This is a genomic window from Olsenella sp. KH1P3 (assembly GCF_900167315.1).
Lineage (GTDB): Bacteria > Actinomycetota > Coriobacteriia > Coriobacteriales > Atopobiaceae > Olsenella_J > Olsenella_J umbonata_A.
In genome coordinates this window covers 82039-96163 of record NZ_FUWQ01000003.1, presented here as the reverse complement: position 1 = coordinate 96163, position 14125 = coordinate 82039, and the positions used below count along the sequence as shown (strand labels likewise).

12 protein-coding genes and 1 pseudogene are annotated in these 14125 nt (G+C 62.4%); 11 read left to right on the top strand and 2 right to left on the bottom strand.

The features are described 5' to 3' along the window. Positions 1 to 310: 310 nt before the first annotated feature. From adhE to B5D13_RS05060, 9 genes are all read left to right on the top strand, one after another. A complete protein-coding gene (gene adhE, locus B5D13_RS05100; protein ID WP_078687257.1) occupies positions 311 to 2995 on the top strand; it encodes a bifunctional acetaldehyde-CoA/alcohol dehydrogenase in 2685 nt (894 codons plus the stop codon). Between the two features lie 40 nt (positions 2996 to 3035). Then, entirely contained in the window at positions 3036 to 3800 is a 765-nt protein-coding gene (locus B5D13_RS05095; RefSeq protein ID WP_078687256.1) for a phosphotransferase family protein, read from the top strand. A 261-nt stretch (positions 3801 to 4061) separates the two neighbouring features. Beyond that, the gene (locus B5D13_RS05090; RefSeq protein WP_078687255.1) at positions 4062 to 5831 is read left to right on the top strand and encodes a thiamine pyrophosphate-dependent enzyme; all 1770 of its coding nucleotides are present in this window, start codon (positions 4062 to 4064) and stop codon (positions 5829 to 5831) included. A gap of 2 nt (positions 5832 to 5833) precedes the next feature. Further along, entirely contained in the window at positions 5834 to 6472 is a 639-nt protein-coding gene (locus B5D13_RS05085) for an indolepyruvate oxidoreductase subunit beta (protein WP_078687254.1), read from the top strand. A 97-nt stretch (positions 6473 to 6569) separates the two neighbouring features. Further along, positions 6570 to 7064 (top strand): XRE family transcriptional regulator, encoded by a 495-nt coding sequence (locus B5D13_RS05080; protein ID WP_234970711.1) that lies wholly within the window; start codon positions 6570 to 6572, stop codon positions 7062 to 7064. Positions 7065 to 7078: 14 nt separating this feature from the next. Further along, entirely contained in the window at positions 7079 to 8380 is a 1302-nt protein-coding gene (locus B5D13_RS05075; RefSeq protein ID WP_159443992.1) for a serine/threonine-protein kinase, read from the top strand. Between the two features lie 113 nt (positions 8381 to 8493). Beyond that, complete coding sequence (locus B5D13_RS05070; protein ID WP_078687252.1) at positions 8494 to 8907, top strand: hypothetical protein; 414 nt, start codon at positions 8494 to 8496, stop codon at positions 8905 to 8907. 196 nt (positions 8908 to 9103) lie between these two features. Continuing rightward, positions 9104 to 9595 carry a DUF5067 domain-containing protein gene (locus tag B5D13_RS05065; RefSeq protein ID WP_078687251.1) on the top strand — a complete coding sequence of 164 codons (492 nt, stop codon included), beginning with the start codon at positions 9104 to 9106 and terminating at the stop codon, positions 9593 to 9595. 56 nt (positions 9596 to 9651) lie between these two features. After that, on the top strand, positions 9652 to 9993 hold the full coding sequence (locus B5D13_RS05060) for a hypothetical protein (protein ID WP_078687250.1): 342 nt from the start codon (positions 9652 to 9654) through the stop codon (positions 9991 to 9993). Positions 9994 to 10101: 108 nt separating this feature from the next. Here B5D13_RS05060 and B5D13_RS05055 read toward each other — a convergent pair whose 3' ends face one another. Further along, positions 10102 to 10284 carry a DUF362 domain-containing protein gene (locus B5D13_RS05055; protein ID WP_078687249.1) on the bottom strand — a complete coding sequence of 61 codons (183 nt, stop codon included), beginning with the start codon at positions 10282 to 10284 and terminating at the stop codon, positions 10102 to 10104. Between the two features lie 167 nt (positions 10285 to 10451). Then, positions 10452 to 11021 (bottom strand): phosphodiesterase, encoded by a 570-nt coding sequence (yfcE, locus tag B5D13_RS05050; protein WP_078687248.1) that lies wholly within the window; start codon positions 11019 to 11021, stop codon positions 10452 to 10454. A gap of 318 nt (positions 11022 to 11339) precedes the next feature. Here yfcE and dnaK point away from each other — a divergent pair. Together dnaK and B5D13_RS05040 are read left to right on the top strand one after the other, a co-directional pair. After that, positions 11340 to 13244, top strand: a pseudogene (gene dnaK / locus B5D13_RS05045) (molecular chaperone DnaK); the annotation flags it as partial. A 77-nt stretch (positions 13245 to 13321) separates the two neighbouring features. Then, positions 13322 to 14074, top strand: a complete 753-nt coding sequence (locus B5D13_RS05040) for a nucleotide exchange factor GrpE (RefSeq protein ID WP_078687246.1) — start codon at positions 13322 to 13324, stop codon at positions 14072 to 14074. The last annotated feature ends 51 nt before the right edge of the window (positions 14075 to 14125 follow it).

Here is a 14125-nt window from a genome sequence, read left to right as displayed (position 1 = left end):
TGGCGCAAGGGGCCGTTGCCTTCATTCTGTCCATTACATAGTTGCGGCAAAGGATGCGGACGTACTTCTCACCGTCGCCCGATGATTGCGTATTGACATGTGAAGGTTGGCTATCAATACGTGTACAAGATGGTGCAAAAAATGAACATTCTGGAATGGTCAATGCGTCTCATCGCATGAAAATAGGTAATTCTTGTGTCATTGAGACGTTTCTTCTGTGTAAATCACGCATACAATTGTCCCTGTCGAACGCAAGCATGACATCACTGCGGACCCCGCTAGTGATGCAAGGCAAGACAAAGGAGGAACAATGTCCGAAGAGGCCAAGGTCACTCAGGCCGAGACCGTCAGCGACGCACCCGCAATCGTCGTTCACAGCGACGAGGAGCTCTCTGACAAGCTCGCGCTCATGCGCGAGGCCCAGAAGAAGTTTGCAACGTTCTCCCAAGAGCAGGTCGACAAGATTTTCAAGGCTGCAGCTCTTGCCGCTAACGCGCAGCGTATTCCCCTCGCCCAGCTTGCCGTCGAGGAGACGGGCTACGGCGTCATGGAGGACAAGGTCATCAAGAACCACTACGCTGCCGAGTTTGTGTATAACAAGTACAAGGACACCAAGACCTGCGGCGTCCTCGAGGAGGACAAGGCCGGTGGCATGACCAAGGTCGCCGAGCCCGTTGGCATTGTCGCGGCGGTCATCCCGACCACCAACCCCACCTCCACCGCCATCTTCAAGGCACTGCTCTGCCTCAAGACGCGCAACGCCATGATGATCAGCCCGCACCCGCGCGCGAAGAAGTCCACCACGGCCGCGGCGCGCATCGTGCTCGAGGCTGCGGTCGAGGCCGGCGCTCCCGAGGGAATCATCGGCTGGATCGAGAACCCCTCACTGGTCGCCACAAACACGCTCATGTCCGAGGCCGACATCATCCTGGCGACCGGTGGCCCCGGCATGGTCAACGCCGCCTACAGCTCCGGCACTCCGGCCCTCGGCGTCGGTCCGGGCAACAACCCCGCCATCATCGACGACTCCGCCGACATTCTCATGGCCGTCAACTCCATCATGCAGTCGAAGACCTTCGACAACGGCATGATCTGCGCGACCGAGCAGAACGTGATTGTTCTCGACGGGGTCTACGACGCCGTCAAGGAGGAGTTCGCCAAGCGCGGCGCCTACTTCCTGAGGGGCGATGAGATCGACAAGGTCGGCAACACCGTCATCGTCAACGGTGGCGTTAACGCCAAGATGGTCGGCCAGCCTGCTCCCACCATCGCCAAGACCGCCGGCGTCGAGGTTCCTGCCTGGACCAAGGTGCTCATCGGCGAGACCGAGTCCGTCGAGCCCTCCAACCCCTGGGCTCACGAGAAGCTGACCACCATCCTGGGCATGTATCGCGCCTCTGACTTCGAGGACGCACTCGCCAAGGCCTCCCGCCTCGTCGCTGACGGCGGCTACGGCCACACCTCCTCGCTGTTCATCGACACGCGTGAGACCGAAAAGATGGAGGCTCACCGCAGTGCGATGAAGACCTGCCGCATTCTCATTAACTGCCCGGCTGCGCAGGGTGGCATCGGTGACATCTACAACTTCCAGCTGACGCCCTCGCTCACGCTCGGCTGCGGCTCATGGGGTGGCAACTCGTTCTCGGGCAACCTCGATGTCCATCAGCTGCTTAACGTCAAGTCGGTCGCAGAGAGGCGAGAGAATATGCTGTGGTTCCGCACTCCCGAGAAGGTCTACTTCAAGAAGGGCTGCATGCCCGTCGCCCTGCGCGAGCTCGGCGAGGTCTACGGCTGCAAGCGCGCCTTCATCGTCACGGACAGCTTCCTGTACAAGAACGGCAACACCCAGCCGATCGAGCGTGCCCTCGACGAGATGGGCATCGTCCACAGCTCCTTCTGGAACGTCCAGCCCGACCCCACGATCCAGTCTGCCCGCGAGGGCCTGAAGCAGATCGTCGCCTTCGAGCCTGACGTGATCATCGCCATGGGCGGCGGCTCCGCAATGGATGCCGGCAAGATCATGTGGACCATGTACGAGCACCCGGAGGAGAAGTTCGACGACATGGCCGTCGACTTCATGGACATCCGCAAGCGCGTCTATCGCTTCAAGAAGATGGGCGAGAAGGCCAAGTTCGTCGCGATCCCGACCTCCTCGGGCACGGGCTCCGAGTGCACGCCGTTTGCCATCATCACGGATGCGGAGACCGGCATCAAATGGCCCATCACCGACTACGAGCTCATGCCGACCATGGCCATCGTCGACACCGACAACATGATGACTCAGCCGCGCGGCCTGACCTCCGCGTCCGGCATCGACGTCCTCACGCACGCCATCGAGGCATACGTCTCGATCATGGCCTCCGACTACACCGACGGTCTCGCTCTGCGTGCGGCCAAGCTGGTCTTCGACTACCTGCCAACTGCCTACAACGAGCCAACCAACGTCGAGGCTCGCGACAGGATGGCAAACGCGTCCTGCCTCGCCGGCATTGCCTTTGCCAACGCGTTCCTGGGCGTCAACCACTCCATGGCACACAAGCTCGGTGCCTACCATCACATTCCCCACGGCTGGGCCAACGCGGTCATCCTCACGCGCGTCTGCCGCTACAACGCAGCCGAGCGTCCGACCCGCATGGGCACCTTCTCACAGTACCAGTACCCTCACGCCAAGGCGCGCTACGCCGAGATGGGCCGCTACTGCGGCTTCGCCGGCAGGGACGACGACGAGGTGTTCGAGAACTTCATGGCGGGCATCGAGGACCTCAAGAAGACCATCGGCGTGAAGGAGACCATTGCCGACTACGGCGTGGACGAGCAGTACTTCCTCGACACCCTCGACGAGATGTCGCTTAATGCCTTCAACGACCAGTGCACGGGTGCCAACCCGCGCTACCCGCTCGTGGAGGAGATCAAGTCCATGTACATGGATGCCTACTACGGACGCCCGGCCACCTCTTACGAGGACAAGGGCCTGAGCATTCGCGATTCTGAGTAGGCTTGTCTCAACGACGTACGATTGAGGAGATGACTGCATCATGGAACTGCCCCAAGACAAGAAGGTCATCAAGGTCCGCGCGAACAAGGTCGTCTATGACTGCGGAGACTTCGTTGCCAAGGTCTACAACGCGACCAAGCCGCCGGCGGGCGTCTTTAACGAGGCTCTCAATCTGACTCGCGCCGAGCAGTCTGGCCTGGACGTGACCCCGATTGTCGAGGTCAGCAAGGTCGATGGGTCGTGGTCTCTCATCACGAAGAAGGTTGAGGGAAAGACCATGCGCGAGCTTGGTGACGAGGACCACGAGCGCCGCCCCGAGCTCACGCGCCAGTTCGTCGAGCTGCAGCTGGACGTCCACAAGTACACCAACGACCTCATGCCGCGCCAGCAGGACAAGTACACGCGCATGATTAACTCGGTCACCGAGGTCCTCGACGAGTCGACGCGCTACGACCTGCTGATGAGGCTGGATGGCATGTCCAACCACCAGAACATCTGCCACGGCGACTTCGTTCCCTCGAACGTCATCGTCCGCGAGGATGGCAGCTACTGCATCTGCGATTGGGCCCATGCCAGCCAGGGTGACGGCGCGGCCGACTGCGCGGTCTCGTACCTGCGCTTCAAGCTGCGCGGTGCGGACGAGTTCGCCGAGAACTACATCCGCACCTACTGCGAGCTCTCCGGCACCAGCATGGAGACGGTCGAGAACTGGTTCCCCATCGTTGCGGGCGCCGAGCTTGCGCGCGGTCGCGTGATCGAGAAGGACTTCCTTCTGAGCTGGATTGACATCGCCTCCGTCGACTAGCTTCCTCTCGCAAGAGCCAGGAGCGGACGCGCGGGACGGCTTCGGCCGACCGCGCGTCCTTTTTCTGTGCGTGCGTCAGCGCGGTGTGACTGACCTGGCGCATTCGCCTCGAATTGGCGGGGCAGTCCTTCTCCGATGCGCCATTCCCACCGTTCGCCGTTCGCCGGAACACTGTTGTTCCGTTCGAAACACGGCTGACCGAAAATGTGTGGACGCTTGTTTCGGCCGCACGGCGGGACTGCGGTGAGAGAGGGGATCCGAATGGGAAAACAGCTGCTCTCGGGTAACGAGGCCATCGCTCAGGGCGCATGGGAGGCGGGTGTCGCGGTCGGCACCGGATATCCCGGCACCCCGTCGACCGAGACGTTGGAGAACCTGGTCGAGAAGGACGGCGTCTACTGCGAGTGGGCTCCCAACGAGAAGGTTGCCCTCGAGGTCGCCATCGGCTCCATGATGGGGGGCGCCCGCTCGATGGCTACCATGAAGCACGTGGGGCTGAACGTCGCCGCAGACCCGTTCATGTCGGTCGCCAACACGGGCGTGAACGCCGGCCTGGTCATTCTGGTCGCAGACGACCCCTCGTGCTACAGCTCCCAGAACGAGCAGGACTCCCGCAACTACGCGGCGTTCGCGCGCGTGCCGTGCCTTGACCCCAGCGACTCGCAGGAGGCTTACGAGTTCTCCCGGAAGGCCTTCGAACTGTCCGAGCGCTTTGACACCCCTGTCATGCTGCACGAGACGATGCGCGTGGCCCACACCAAGACCATGGTCGACGTTGCGGGAGGGCGTGCCGCCGTCGCGCCCCGCGACTACAAGACGCAGATTTCCAAGTACGTGATGATGCCGGCGATGGCCGTCGCGCGCACGGCGGCCACGAACGCACGCGAGGACGCGCTTTGCGAATACGCGGAGAAGTGCGAGTTCAACCGTGTCGAGATGCGCGACCGCGGCGTGGGCGTCGTCGCCGCCGGGGCGCTCTACAACCATGTGCGCGAGGCGCTGCCTGATGCCTCGACGTTCAAGCTTGGCCTTACCTGGCCGCTTCCCGCCCGCGCCCTGGCGGACTTCGCCGCCTCGGTCGACAAGCTCTACGTTGTGGAAGAGGCCTGCACATACTTCGAGACGCGGGTTCGTGCGCTGGGCATCGAGGTCTCCGAGCCGCCGGCTGGCCGCCTGCCGCGCTCGGGGGAGGTCCTTCCGGCCCACATCCGCGCGTCTTTCTCGCAAGGCGAGCCTCCCCACCTGCCAAACGCCGAGGGCCTGCCGCCCCGTCCCCCCGCGTTCTGCGCGGGCTGCCCGCATCGCCTTGTCTACGTCGAGCTGCGGCGCATGAAGGCGATCGTCACGGGCGACATCGGCTGCTACACTCTTGGCGCGGTCGCGCCGTATCGCGCCGTCGACTCTGTGATTGACATGGGAGCCTCGCTCTCGATGGCGCATGGCATGGAGCTGGCGGGCGCACGCGAGCGCACGGGGCGCCCCGTTGTGGGCGTCATCGGCGACTCGACTTTCGCCCATTCGGGAATCACGAGCCTCCTGGGCACGGTCTACAACGGCGGCAAGGGGACCATCTGCATTCTGGACAACCGGACCACTGCCATGACCGGAACGCAGGGCAACCCCGTAAATGGCGTCACGCTCTCGGAGCAGATGGCCGGCAAGTCGCCACTCGACGAGCCCAGTGGCAAGCCGCTCGACCTTGAACGACTTTGCCGCGCCATAGGCGTCGACGAGGTCGCAACCATCGACTCGCAGGACGCCAAGTCCATTCGCGCAGCGCTCAAGGATGCGATCGGTCACGAGGACAAGCTGTCCGTCCTCATCTTCCGGTCTCCTTGCCGCTTGATTGACCGCTCGCGCAGGCCCATGCCCGTCATACGAGACTGCCGCCGCTGTGGTACCTGCGTCCAGATAGGCTGCCCCGCGCTCGGAAAGGACAAGACCGGGCACGCAGTCATCGATCCCGACCAGTGCATCGGCTGCGGCCAGTGCGTGCAGTCCTGTCCCTTCGGCTGCATCGAGGAGGAGTAGAAATGGCACATGCAATCGCGTCGGACGCCGCGTCGACGGTGACGCTGGGCGCACGGGTGGAGGTCGAGAAGACCAAGACCGTCCTTCTGGTTGGCGTGGGCGGACAGGGCACGATCCTCGCTGGCAACATACTCGCGATGTGCGCCGCCGAGGCCGGCCTGGACGTGAAGGTCTCCGAGATCCATGGCATGTCCCAGCGTGGTGGCTCGGTGTCGACCGTCATTCGCATGGGCAACAAGGTTGACTCCATGGTCTGCGACCCGGGCTGCGCTGACGTGGTCGTCGCGTTCGAGGAGCTCGAGGCGCTCAGGGCCCAGCAGTACCTGCGCGAGGGCGGCAAGCTGTTCGTGAACGACGAGACCATTGTGCCTGTTCCCGTGAACATCGGGAACGCGCGCATGCCCGAGCGCATCTCGAAGCGGCTTGACGAGGTGGGGGCTATCCGCATCGATGCCGGCTTCATTGCACGTCAGACGGGGAACCCGCGCTCGGCAAACGTCGTTCTGGTGGGTGCGCTCTCCACCGCGTTGCCGTTCGATGAGACCGCCTGGCATGATGCAATCTGCAAGCGCGTGCCGCCCAAGACCAGAGGGACGAACCTCGAGGCCTTCGCGCGCGGTCGCGACGCCGCCCTTCAATAGCAAGGCCGCCGGACGGGCCGTCGCCATGGCGTCGGCCTCTTAACGAAAGGTGGATGTCGTGGGACAATGGCCCGTAAGAACGCGAAAGGGCCGAACCATGTCTTCAATCTCAAACCATAGCCAGTCCTCGTCCCTGGAGGACGAGCCCCTGACTGAGGAGCTGCTGAAGCGCCTGCTTGCCAGCACTTCTCCCGAGGCATATCTCGATCGCGAGCAGATTGTCGCATGCGACTTTTCGCAGGAGATTACCGCTTTGGCAAAGGAGAAGGGCCTTTCGCGCGCGACGGTGCTCAGGCGTGCCCACGTGGCCGCGTCCTATGGCTATCAGGTCTTCGGCGGGGAGCGCCACCCCCATCGAAACGTCGTGATTGCGCTGTCGTTCGGCCTGCAGTGCAGCCTCGTAGAGACCCAGCGGCTGCTCAAGCGGGCCGGGTACTCCGAGCTCTACTGCAAGGACCGCCGCGACGCGATCATCATCTCGTGCGTGAATCGTCGTCTCGAAATCGATCGCTGCGACGACGAGCTCTATCGGTTGGGAGAAGACACGCTGCTGGATGAAAACGGTTACGTCAGACGTAGTTCCGCTCGATAGGGGGTTCCTCTGTCGTGACTGATGAAGAGCTGCTTGCGACCCTCGACGCTGACGACTCCTATACGGTCCTGAACGTGCTTGCGCACGGTGAGGCCGGCGAGACCCAGCTGGTCTGCCTTCCGGACTCCACGCTGCGATGCCTTGGGTCGGGACTTCCGGTCGTGGTGGCCGACAAGCTGCTGGTCCGCAAGTACATTCGCTCCGAGTTGGAGAACAGGGGCGTATGGGAGGCCGTGGCGGCGCTCGATGACCCACGCCTCCCTCGCGTGCGACAGATCTACGAGCTTCCCGACAAGCTGGCCGTGGTGTATGACTACGTTCCGGGCGAGACGCTTCGCGAGCGAATCAAGCGCGCCGGTGCCATGGGCCCGCGCGAGGTGGCCGACGTGCTTGCCGAGCTTTGCCAGGTCCTCTCTCGCCTGCATGGGATTGGTCTGGTGCACCGTGACGTGACCCCGGGCAACGTTGTACTCGCCTCGGACGGCGTGCACCTTATAGACATGGGCATCGCCCGCAAGAAGGTTTCCGGAGCGACGCGCGACACGATGCAGCTTGGCACCTGGGGCTTTGCGTCCCCGGAGCAGTATGGCTTCGGCCAGACCGACGCGCGCTCGGACGTCTATTCGCTTGGTCGCCTGCTTGGCTATCTTCTGAGCGCCACCGAACCCTCCGACCCCAGCTTCGACCAGCGTGTCCGTGAGGCAACGGGGGGAGCGTCTGCCCTGCTAAAGGTGTTTGAGACCGCATGTGCCCTTGCGCCGGACGATCGTTTCCAGAGTGCCGAAAAGTTCTCCCGCGCCCTTCGGAAGGCCCTGCCGCCACAGCCGAAGAGGGGCGCCTCGAGGGGAGGCACGGAGCACTTCTCTGCTGCGGGAAAACGCGCTCACGACAGGAACCACGCTGATGCCAGGCGTGGCCTGGCGAGAAGTGCGCGCGACTACCTTGTCGAGACTCCGCGCGCGTTCGCTGCCGCAGCGGCGTCGACGCACGGTTGGCGACGCCTGGTCTTGGTCATGGTCCTTCTGGTTGCTGTCTTTGAATGCCTCTTATTCGTGGGCTCCGGGGTGATGTTGATCGTCAGTCCGAAGGAAGCCACGGACCCCGCCTCTGGAATCCTGTCCTTTCTTGCCGCGGCCTATTTTGTGTACGCCGTGGTGATGGAGCCTACGCTGTGCGCCCTTGGCTGGGGGCCATATGACGGGGGCGGGCGTGCGCGCGTGCTCGGTAGGCGCGAGGCGTATCTGCTGGGTCTGCTAGCCGTCGCGGAGCTTGCCCTCGTCTTTCTGTCGTTCTTCGCCGGTGCGGTGACGAGGTGACGGCTTCTGTTGTCGGATGGCTGCGTTTTTTAAAAATGATTTGAATTCAATCGTTTCTTATTTGTAAACTAGTTCAGTATGTTATGTGCTAAAGGCTAGGACTAGGGATTCAGATGACAACGGATTGGCACTTTCTTCAGGAGGCCTCGAGCGCCGAGGACGCCGTGGCCGCGGCGAACATAAGCAACGTCACGCTCAAGGCCTGGATCAACGCAAAGCTCGAGGAGCTTGGCGTTCGCAAGAATGTCGTCGTGGCGCGCTCGGGCCTCAACCAGACGTACGGCTACCAGATCATGGCCGGCCTGCGCACCGCATCGCGCGACAAGCTGATCCAGCTGGCCTTTGGACTCGGCCTGGATGTCGGCGACTGCTCGACCATGATGTCGCTGGGCGGCGTGTCGCCTCTGAGTGACTCCTGCCGACGTGACGTAATTATTGCCTGGGCCATCCAGAAGGGGCTCGACGTCACCGACTGCAACTCGACCTTGAAGCATCTTCGCGAGAAGCCCCTGGTGGAGCATCGCTAGGGATTACAGCGATAACTGAGGCAAATGAAGGGGCGGTCGCCACGGCGTGTCGCCCCTGTTCATATCAATAATCAAATTACGCTCCCAGCGGAAGACTTTCTCTCCTCTTCTCCCTATCATCGTGCAAACGCACGCAAGCGTTGCTTCGAGTCGCATTGGATCAAGTCGCATAAAAGAAGAATCGAGAGGAAGCACCATGAGAGTCGCATCAATCGCAGCGCCAACGATCCTCGCCGCTACCTTGGCCCTTTCGCTGGGCGCATGTGGGGCGTCTTCGGGAAGCTCGAACCAGGACCAGGGGCAGTCGTCTGAGCCCGAGGCCGCCCAGAAGGCTCCCGAGTCATCCGTCGCCGTCACGATCGACGGCGTGACTACCACCACGGACTATGAGGGAAAGCCCTGCGCGGTGGTGAGCTATACCTTCACCAACGTTTCGAGTGACGAGGCACAGGCCTTCTCCACCTCGACGTACCAGGAGGTCTATCAGGGCGGCGTGCAGTGCGACGTCACCATGGCGACGGACGGCAGTGCGGACGGGCAGTCGTCGCTTACCAAGGTCAAGGCGGGCAACTCCGTTTCGGTCAAAATCGCCTACGAGCTTAAGGACAACTCCGACCTCGAGGTGAACGTCTACCCGATGGACTTCAGCGGAAACCCGCTCGCGAGCAAGACGTTCACGCTCTCATAAGCGTTGCCGTGTCTTACCGCAGCTGAAACGTTCGACGATTTTCGAAGGTGATATGTATGAAGAAAAGCAAGCTGCTGCTCGTCGCCCTCATCCTGGGCGCATTGTACGTTTTCTATAGCGCATGGTATTGGCTGGGCGGGGGAGTGGATTCCTCCAACGCGGGCGCAGCGATTGCAACGGTCTTGGTCGCTCCGCACCTTTTCTGCACGGCAATGGCCGTGCTTTTCAACGCGCTAGGCTACTTCATGGCTCGTCGAGCCTTCGCGCTCACCGCCGGCATCCTCTATGCCGTGGCCATGGTGCTCTTTCCGGTCTACTTCTTCTTCGTTCTGATCCAGATGATCCTGTGCTTCGTGGCGTTTGCGAAGATGTCGAAAGCTAGCTCCGTCACGGCGTAGCCCAAGGGCCATTGGCCCAAGCAGAACAAGTCGCATCGGCAAAAGCGAGGCGGCCGACCCGGAAGGGTCGACCGCCTTGGCTGTCTCTACGAGATGGCCTTGCGAGGACTAGTCCTCGGTGACCTCGATGGCACCCACGGGGCAGGTGTCCTGGCAGGCGCCGCAGCCGACGCAATCGTCGGAGTTGGCGGCGGTGGCGACGTCCTCGACCTCGATGACGCCAGCGGGGCAGGCGTCTGCACACGCGCCGCAGGCGATGCAGGCGTCGGTATCGATAACCGGCTTAGACATGATGGTTCCTCTCCTAGTAATTGCTTACGCGCGAGACCGGCAAGCCCTTCCGCTGCAGGTCCACTTTTTTATGAGGTTACTAAAGTGCCGCCCGCGCGCAAGCATCATTTTCCGAATAGGTCCCCGAACGTCCCTTAACGGTAATGGCGCTTGCGCCGCACCGGTCTCTACTGCAGCAGGATGTGCTCGAACCTCCCGTCTTGGTAGAGGCCATAGCTGTGCGTCCCGTCCTTGGGGATCCCGACGCTGCCGGGGTTGAAGCACCAGACGGCGGGGTTGGCCGCGCTCTTCTCGCTGACCTTCTTATGCGTGTGCCCGTACGCGATCGCCGCCCCGGCGGGCAGCGTCGGCATGCGGTCCACGGAGTTGTGGATTCCCGGGCCCCAGATGTGGCCGTGGGTCAGGAAGAGCTCTCGACCCGTGCTTCCGGTATGGGGGTTTGTGGCGTCGGGATCCCACAGGGTGTTGTAGTCGGCCATGCAGGGGAAGTCGAGCACCATCTGGTCGACCTCGGCCTCGCAGTTTCCCCTGACCGCGACGATGGAATCCGCGATGCCATTGAGCATCGCGATGACCTCCTTGGGGGCGTAGTCGGCAGGCAGATCGTTTCGGGGGCCGTGGTACAGCAGGTCGCCAAGAAGAACAACTCTGTCGGGCTGGCGTTCGTCGATGGCCTGCATGAGCTTGCCGCACCACGACGCGGCTCCGTGAATGTCAGAGGCGATGAGCAGCTTCATGTCATCCTCCCATGAGATTGGTTCGCCTCTTGGGATTATCCGTCTATTTGCTCTTTCCGCCAGCGAGACGCGCGGGTTTTGACGTCACCGGAAATCTTTCGGGACAATGTGAGGCGCGGATCAAGCTCTGGCATGCGGTGGGCGGGGCTATGCCTATGACCTGCATATTCCTTGCGTTGTGAAAGATTAAAAAATCTAATGTGTCTAGACTTAGATAATGTATAGAATCAAAACGCATGGGAACAATGCTAGACGTACAACAAGGAAACAAGCCTCGCGCAGCCCTGGCAGGAAGTCACGGCGCCCAAGGCAGAAGAAAGGAACAGCACCATGGGCAAGATTCTTGGTATCGACCTTGGCACCACGAACTCCGCTATGGCGGTCCTCGAGGGTGGCGAGCCTACGATCATCGTTAACGCCGAGGGCGACCGCACCACGCCGTCCGTCGTCGGCTTCCGCGCCGACGGCGACCGCATCGTCGGCAAGGCCGCAAAGAACCAGGCGGTCACCAACCCGCAGAACACGGTCTTCTCCATCAAGCGCTTCATGGGCCGTCGCTACGACGAGGTCGGCTCCGAGCTCAAGACCGTTCCGTACAGCGTCAAGAGCGGCACCGGCAACCGTGCCGTCGTCGAGATCGACGGCGAGGAGTACACGCCAGAGCAGGTCTCCGCAATGACGCTCGCCAAGATGAAGGCTGACGCCGAGAAGTATCTGGGGGAGCCGGTCACCGACGCCGTCATCACCGTCCCCGCCTACTTCAACGATGCCCAGCGTCAGGCAACCAAGGACGCCGGCAAGATCGCTGGTCTCAACGTCCAGCGCATCGTCAACGAGCCGACTGCGGCCGCACTGGCCTACGGCCTGGACAAGAAGGACATCGACCAGAAGGTTCTCGTCTTCGACCTTGGTGGCGGCACCTTCGACGTCTCCCTGCTTGACCTTGCCGACGGCGTGGTCGAGGTTCTGGCAACCAGCGGCGACAACCACCTGGGCGGCGACGACTGGGACCAGAAGGTCATCGACTGGATGGCTGACAAGTTCCAGCAGGAGAACAACATCGACCTGCGTAAGGACCCCATGGCACTCCAGCGTCTCAAGGAGGCCGCCGAGAACGCCAAGAAGGAGCTCTCCTCTGCCCAGCAGGCCGACATCAACCTCCCGTTCATCACCGCTGACGCGACCGGCCCCAAGCACCTCAACTACACGCTGACCCGTGCGGAGTTCGAGCGCATCACCCGCGACCTCCTCGACCGTTGTAAGGAGCCCGTCACCAAGGCCCTGCGTGACGCGAACCTCCAGATCTCCGATGTCAACGAGGTCATTCTCGTCGGCGGCTCCTCTCGTATGCCCGCCGTCCAGGAGCTCGTCAAGACCATGACCGGCAAGCAGCCGAACATGTCCGTCAACCCTGACGAGGTCGTTGCCGACGGCGCGGCTGTCCAGGGCGGCGTCCTTACCGGTGACGTCTCTGGCATCCTGCTGCTCGACGTCACGCCGCTCTCCCTGGGCGTCGAGACCATGGGCGGCGTCATGACCAAGATGATCGACCGCAACACCACCATCCCGACCTCCAAGACCGAGGTCTACTCCACCGCTGCGGACAACCAGACCTCCGTTGAGATCAACGTCCTCCAGGGCGAGCGTGAGATGGCCGCCGACAACAAGAGCCTTGGCAAGTTCAACCTGACCGGCATCCCTGCCGCACGTCGCGGCGTCCCTCAGATCGAGGTTACCTTCGACATCGACGCCAACGGCATCGTCAAGGTTACCGCTAAGGACAAGGGCACCGGCAAGCAGCAGCAGATCACCATCTCCGGCTCCACGGCCCTGTCCGACGACGAGGTCGACCGCATGGTGAAGGACGCTGAGTCCCATGCCGAGGAGGACAAGAAGCACAAGGACGAGATTGAGGTCCGCAACCAGACCGACTCGCTGTGCTACTCCACCGAGCAGACCCTGAAGGACCTCGGCGACAAGGTTCCCGCAGACATGAAGTCCGAGGTCGAGGCGGCCGTTGCCGACGCCAAGAAGGCCCTCGACGGCTCCGACATCGACGCCATCAAGACCGCTGGCGAGAAGCTCCAGGAGGTTGGTCACAAGCTCGCCGAGATCGTCTACTCTGACGCGCAGGCGCAGACCTCTCAGGACGGCCCCGCCGCAACGAGCAACCCCGATGACGTTGTCGATGCCGACTACGAGGTCGTTGACGACGACAAGTAATTCCGGCTATTGCAGTAGCAAGACATTGCGGGGCGGCCTTTCGGGGCCGCCCCGTCGACACCACGAAGGAGTGTGACGTGAAAGTGCCCGTCGAAGACGAGGAGAACAAGAACGTCTCGCCCGAAGCCGAGACCGAGGCACCCACGGCTGACGTGGAGCTTGACGATGAGTCCGCGCAGGTCGAGGCCGCCAAGCGCGCCGGCGAGGCTGCGGCGGAGGCTGACTTCAAGGCCGAGGCCGAGAAGGCCGCAGGCGAGCGTGATGACCTTCAGCAGCAGCTCGACGATGCCATGGGACAGGTTGAGGTTGCCAAGAAGGAGGCCGCTGACGCGGTCGACCGCCTCGCGCGCCTCCAGGCTGACTGGGACAACTACCGCCGCCGTACCGCGCAGGAGCGCCTCGACGAGAAGCAGCGCGCCGCAGAGAAGCTCGTGCTGAACCTGCTTCCCGTGCTTGATGACATGGAGCGCGCGTCGGAGCATGCCGCCAAGACCGCTTCTGACGACGAGAACCTGATGCAGTTCGTCGACGGCGTCAATGCGGTCCACGACAAGATGCTCTCGATCCTGAACAAGGAGGGCGTAGAAGTCATCGATCCCGCAGGCGAGGCGTTTGATCCCATGAACCACCAGGCGGTGGGTCGCGAGGAGAACGCTGACGTTTACGACGAGACCGTCGCGCAGGTCTACCAGAAGGGCTATTCGATGGGTGGCAAGACCATTCGCAGCGCGATGGTCACGGTTACCTTTGGAGGCCCTAAGCGCCCGGCTTCGTCTGACGGGGACGAGAAGGGCGACGCAGAGTCTGCTTCGGACTCTGACGCAGAGTAAAGCGTAAGACGAGCGCCCGGACCGACAGGTTCGGGCGCAGCCATTGAAAGG

What these genes read in the sequence shown, in the direction of transcription:
- adhE (WP_078687257.1), top strand. Translation starts at nt 311, where the DNA reads ATGTCCGAAGAGGCCAAGGTCACTCAGGCCGAGACCGTCAGCGACGCA.
- B5D13_RS05095 (WP_078687256.1), top strand. Translation starts at nt 3,036, where the DNA reads ATGGAACTGCCCCAAGACAAGAAGGTCATCAAGGTCCGCGCGAACAAG.
- B5D13_RS05090 (WP_078687255.1), top strand. Translation starts at nt 4,062, where the DNA reads ATGGGAAAACAGCTGCTCTCGGGTAACGAGGCCATCGCTCAGGGCGCA.
- B5D13_RS05085 (WP_078687254.1), top strand. Translation starts at nt 5,834, where the DNA reads ATGGCACATGCAATCGCGTCGGACGCCGCGTCGACGGTGACGCTGGGC.
- B5D13_RS05080 (WP_234970711.1), top strand. Translation starts at nt 6,570, where the DNA reads ATGTCTTCAATCTCAAACCATAGCCAGTCCTCGTCCCTGGAGGACGAG.
- B5D13_RS05070 (WP_078687252.1), top strand. Translation starts at nt 8,494, where the DNA reads ATGACAACGGATTGGCACTTTCTTCAGGAGGCCTCGAGCGCCGAGGAC.
- B5D13_RS05065 (WP_078687251.1), top strand. Translation starts at nt 9,104, where the DNA reads ATGAGAGTCGCATCAATCGCAGCGCCAACGATCCTCGCCGCTACCTTG.
- B5D13_RS05060 (WP_078687250.1), top strand. Translation starts at nt 9,652, where the DNA reads ATGAAGAAAAGCAAGCTGCTGCTCGTCGCCCTCATCCTGGGCGCATTG.
- B5D13_RS05055 (WP_078687249.1), bottom strand. Translation starts at nt 10,284, where the DNA reads ATGTCTAAGCCGGTTATCGATACCGACGCCTGCATCGCCTGCGGCGCG.
- yfcE (WP_078687248.1), bottom strand. Translation starts at nt 11,021, where the DNA reads ATGAAGCTGCTCATCGCCTCTGACATTCACGGAGCCGCGTCGTGGTGC.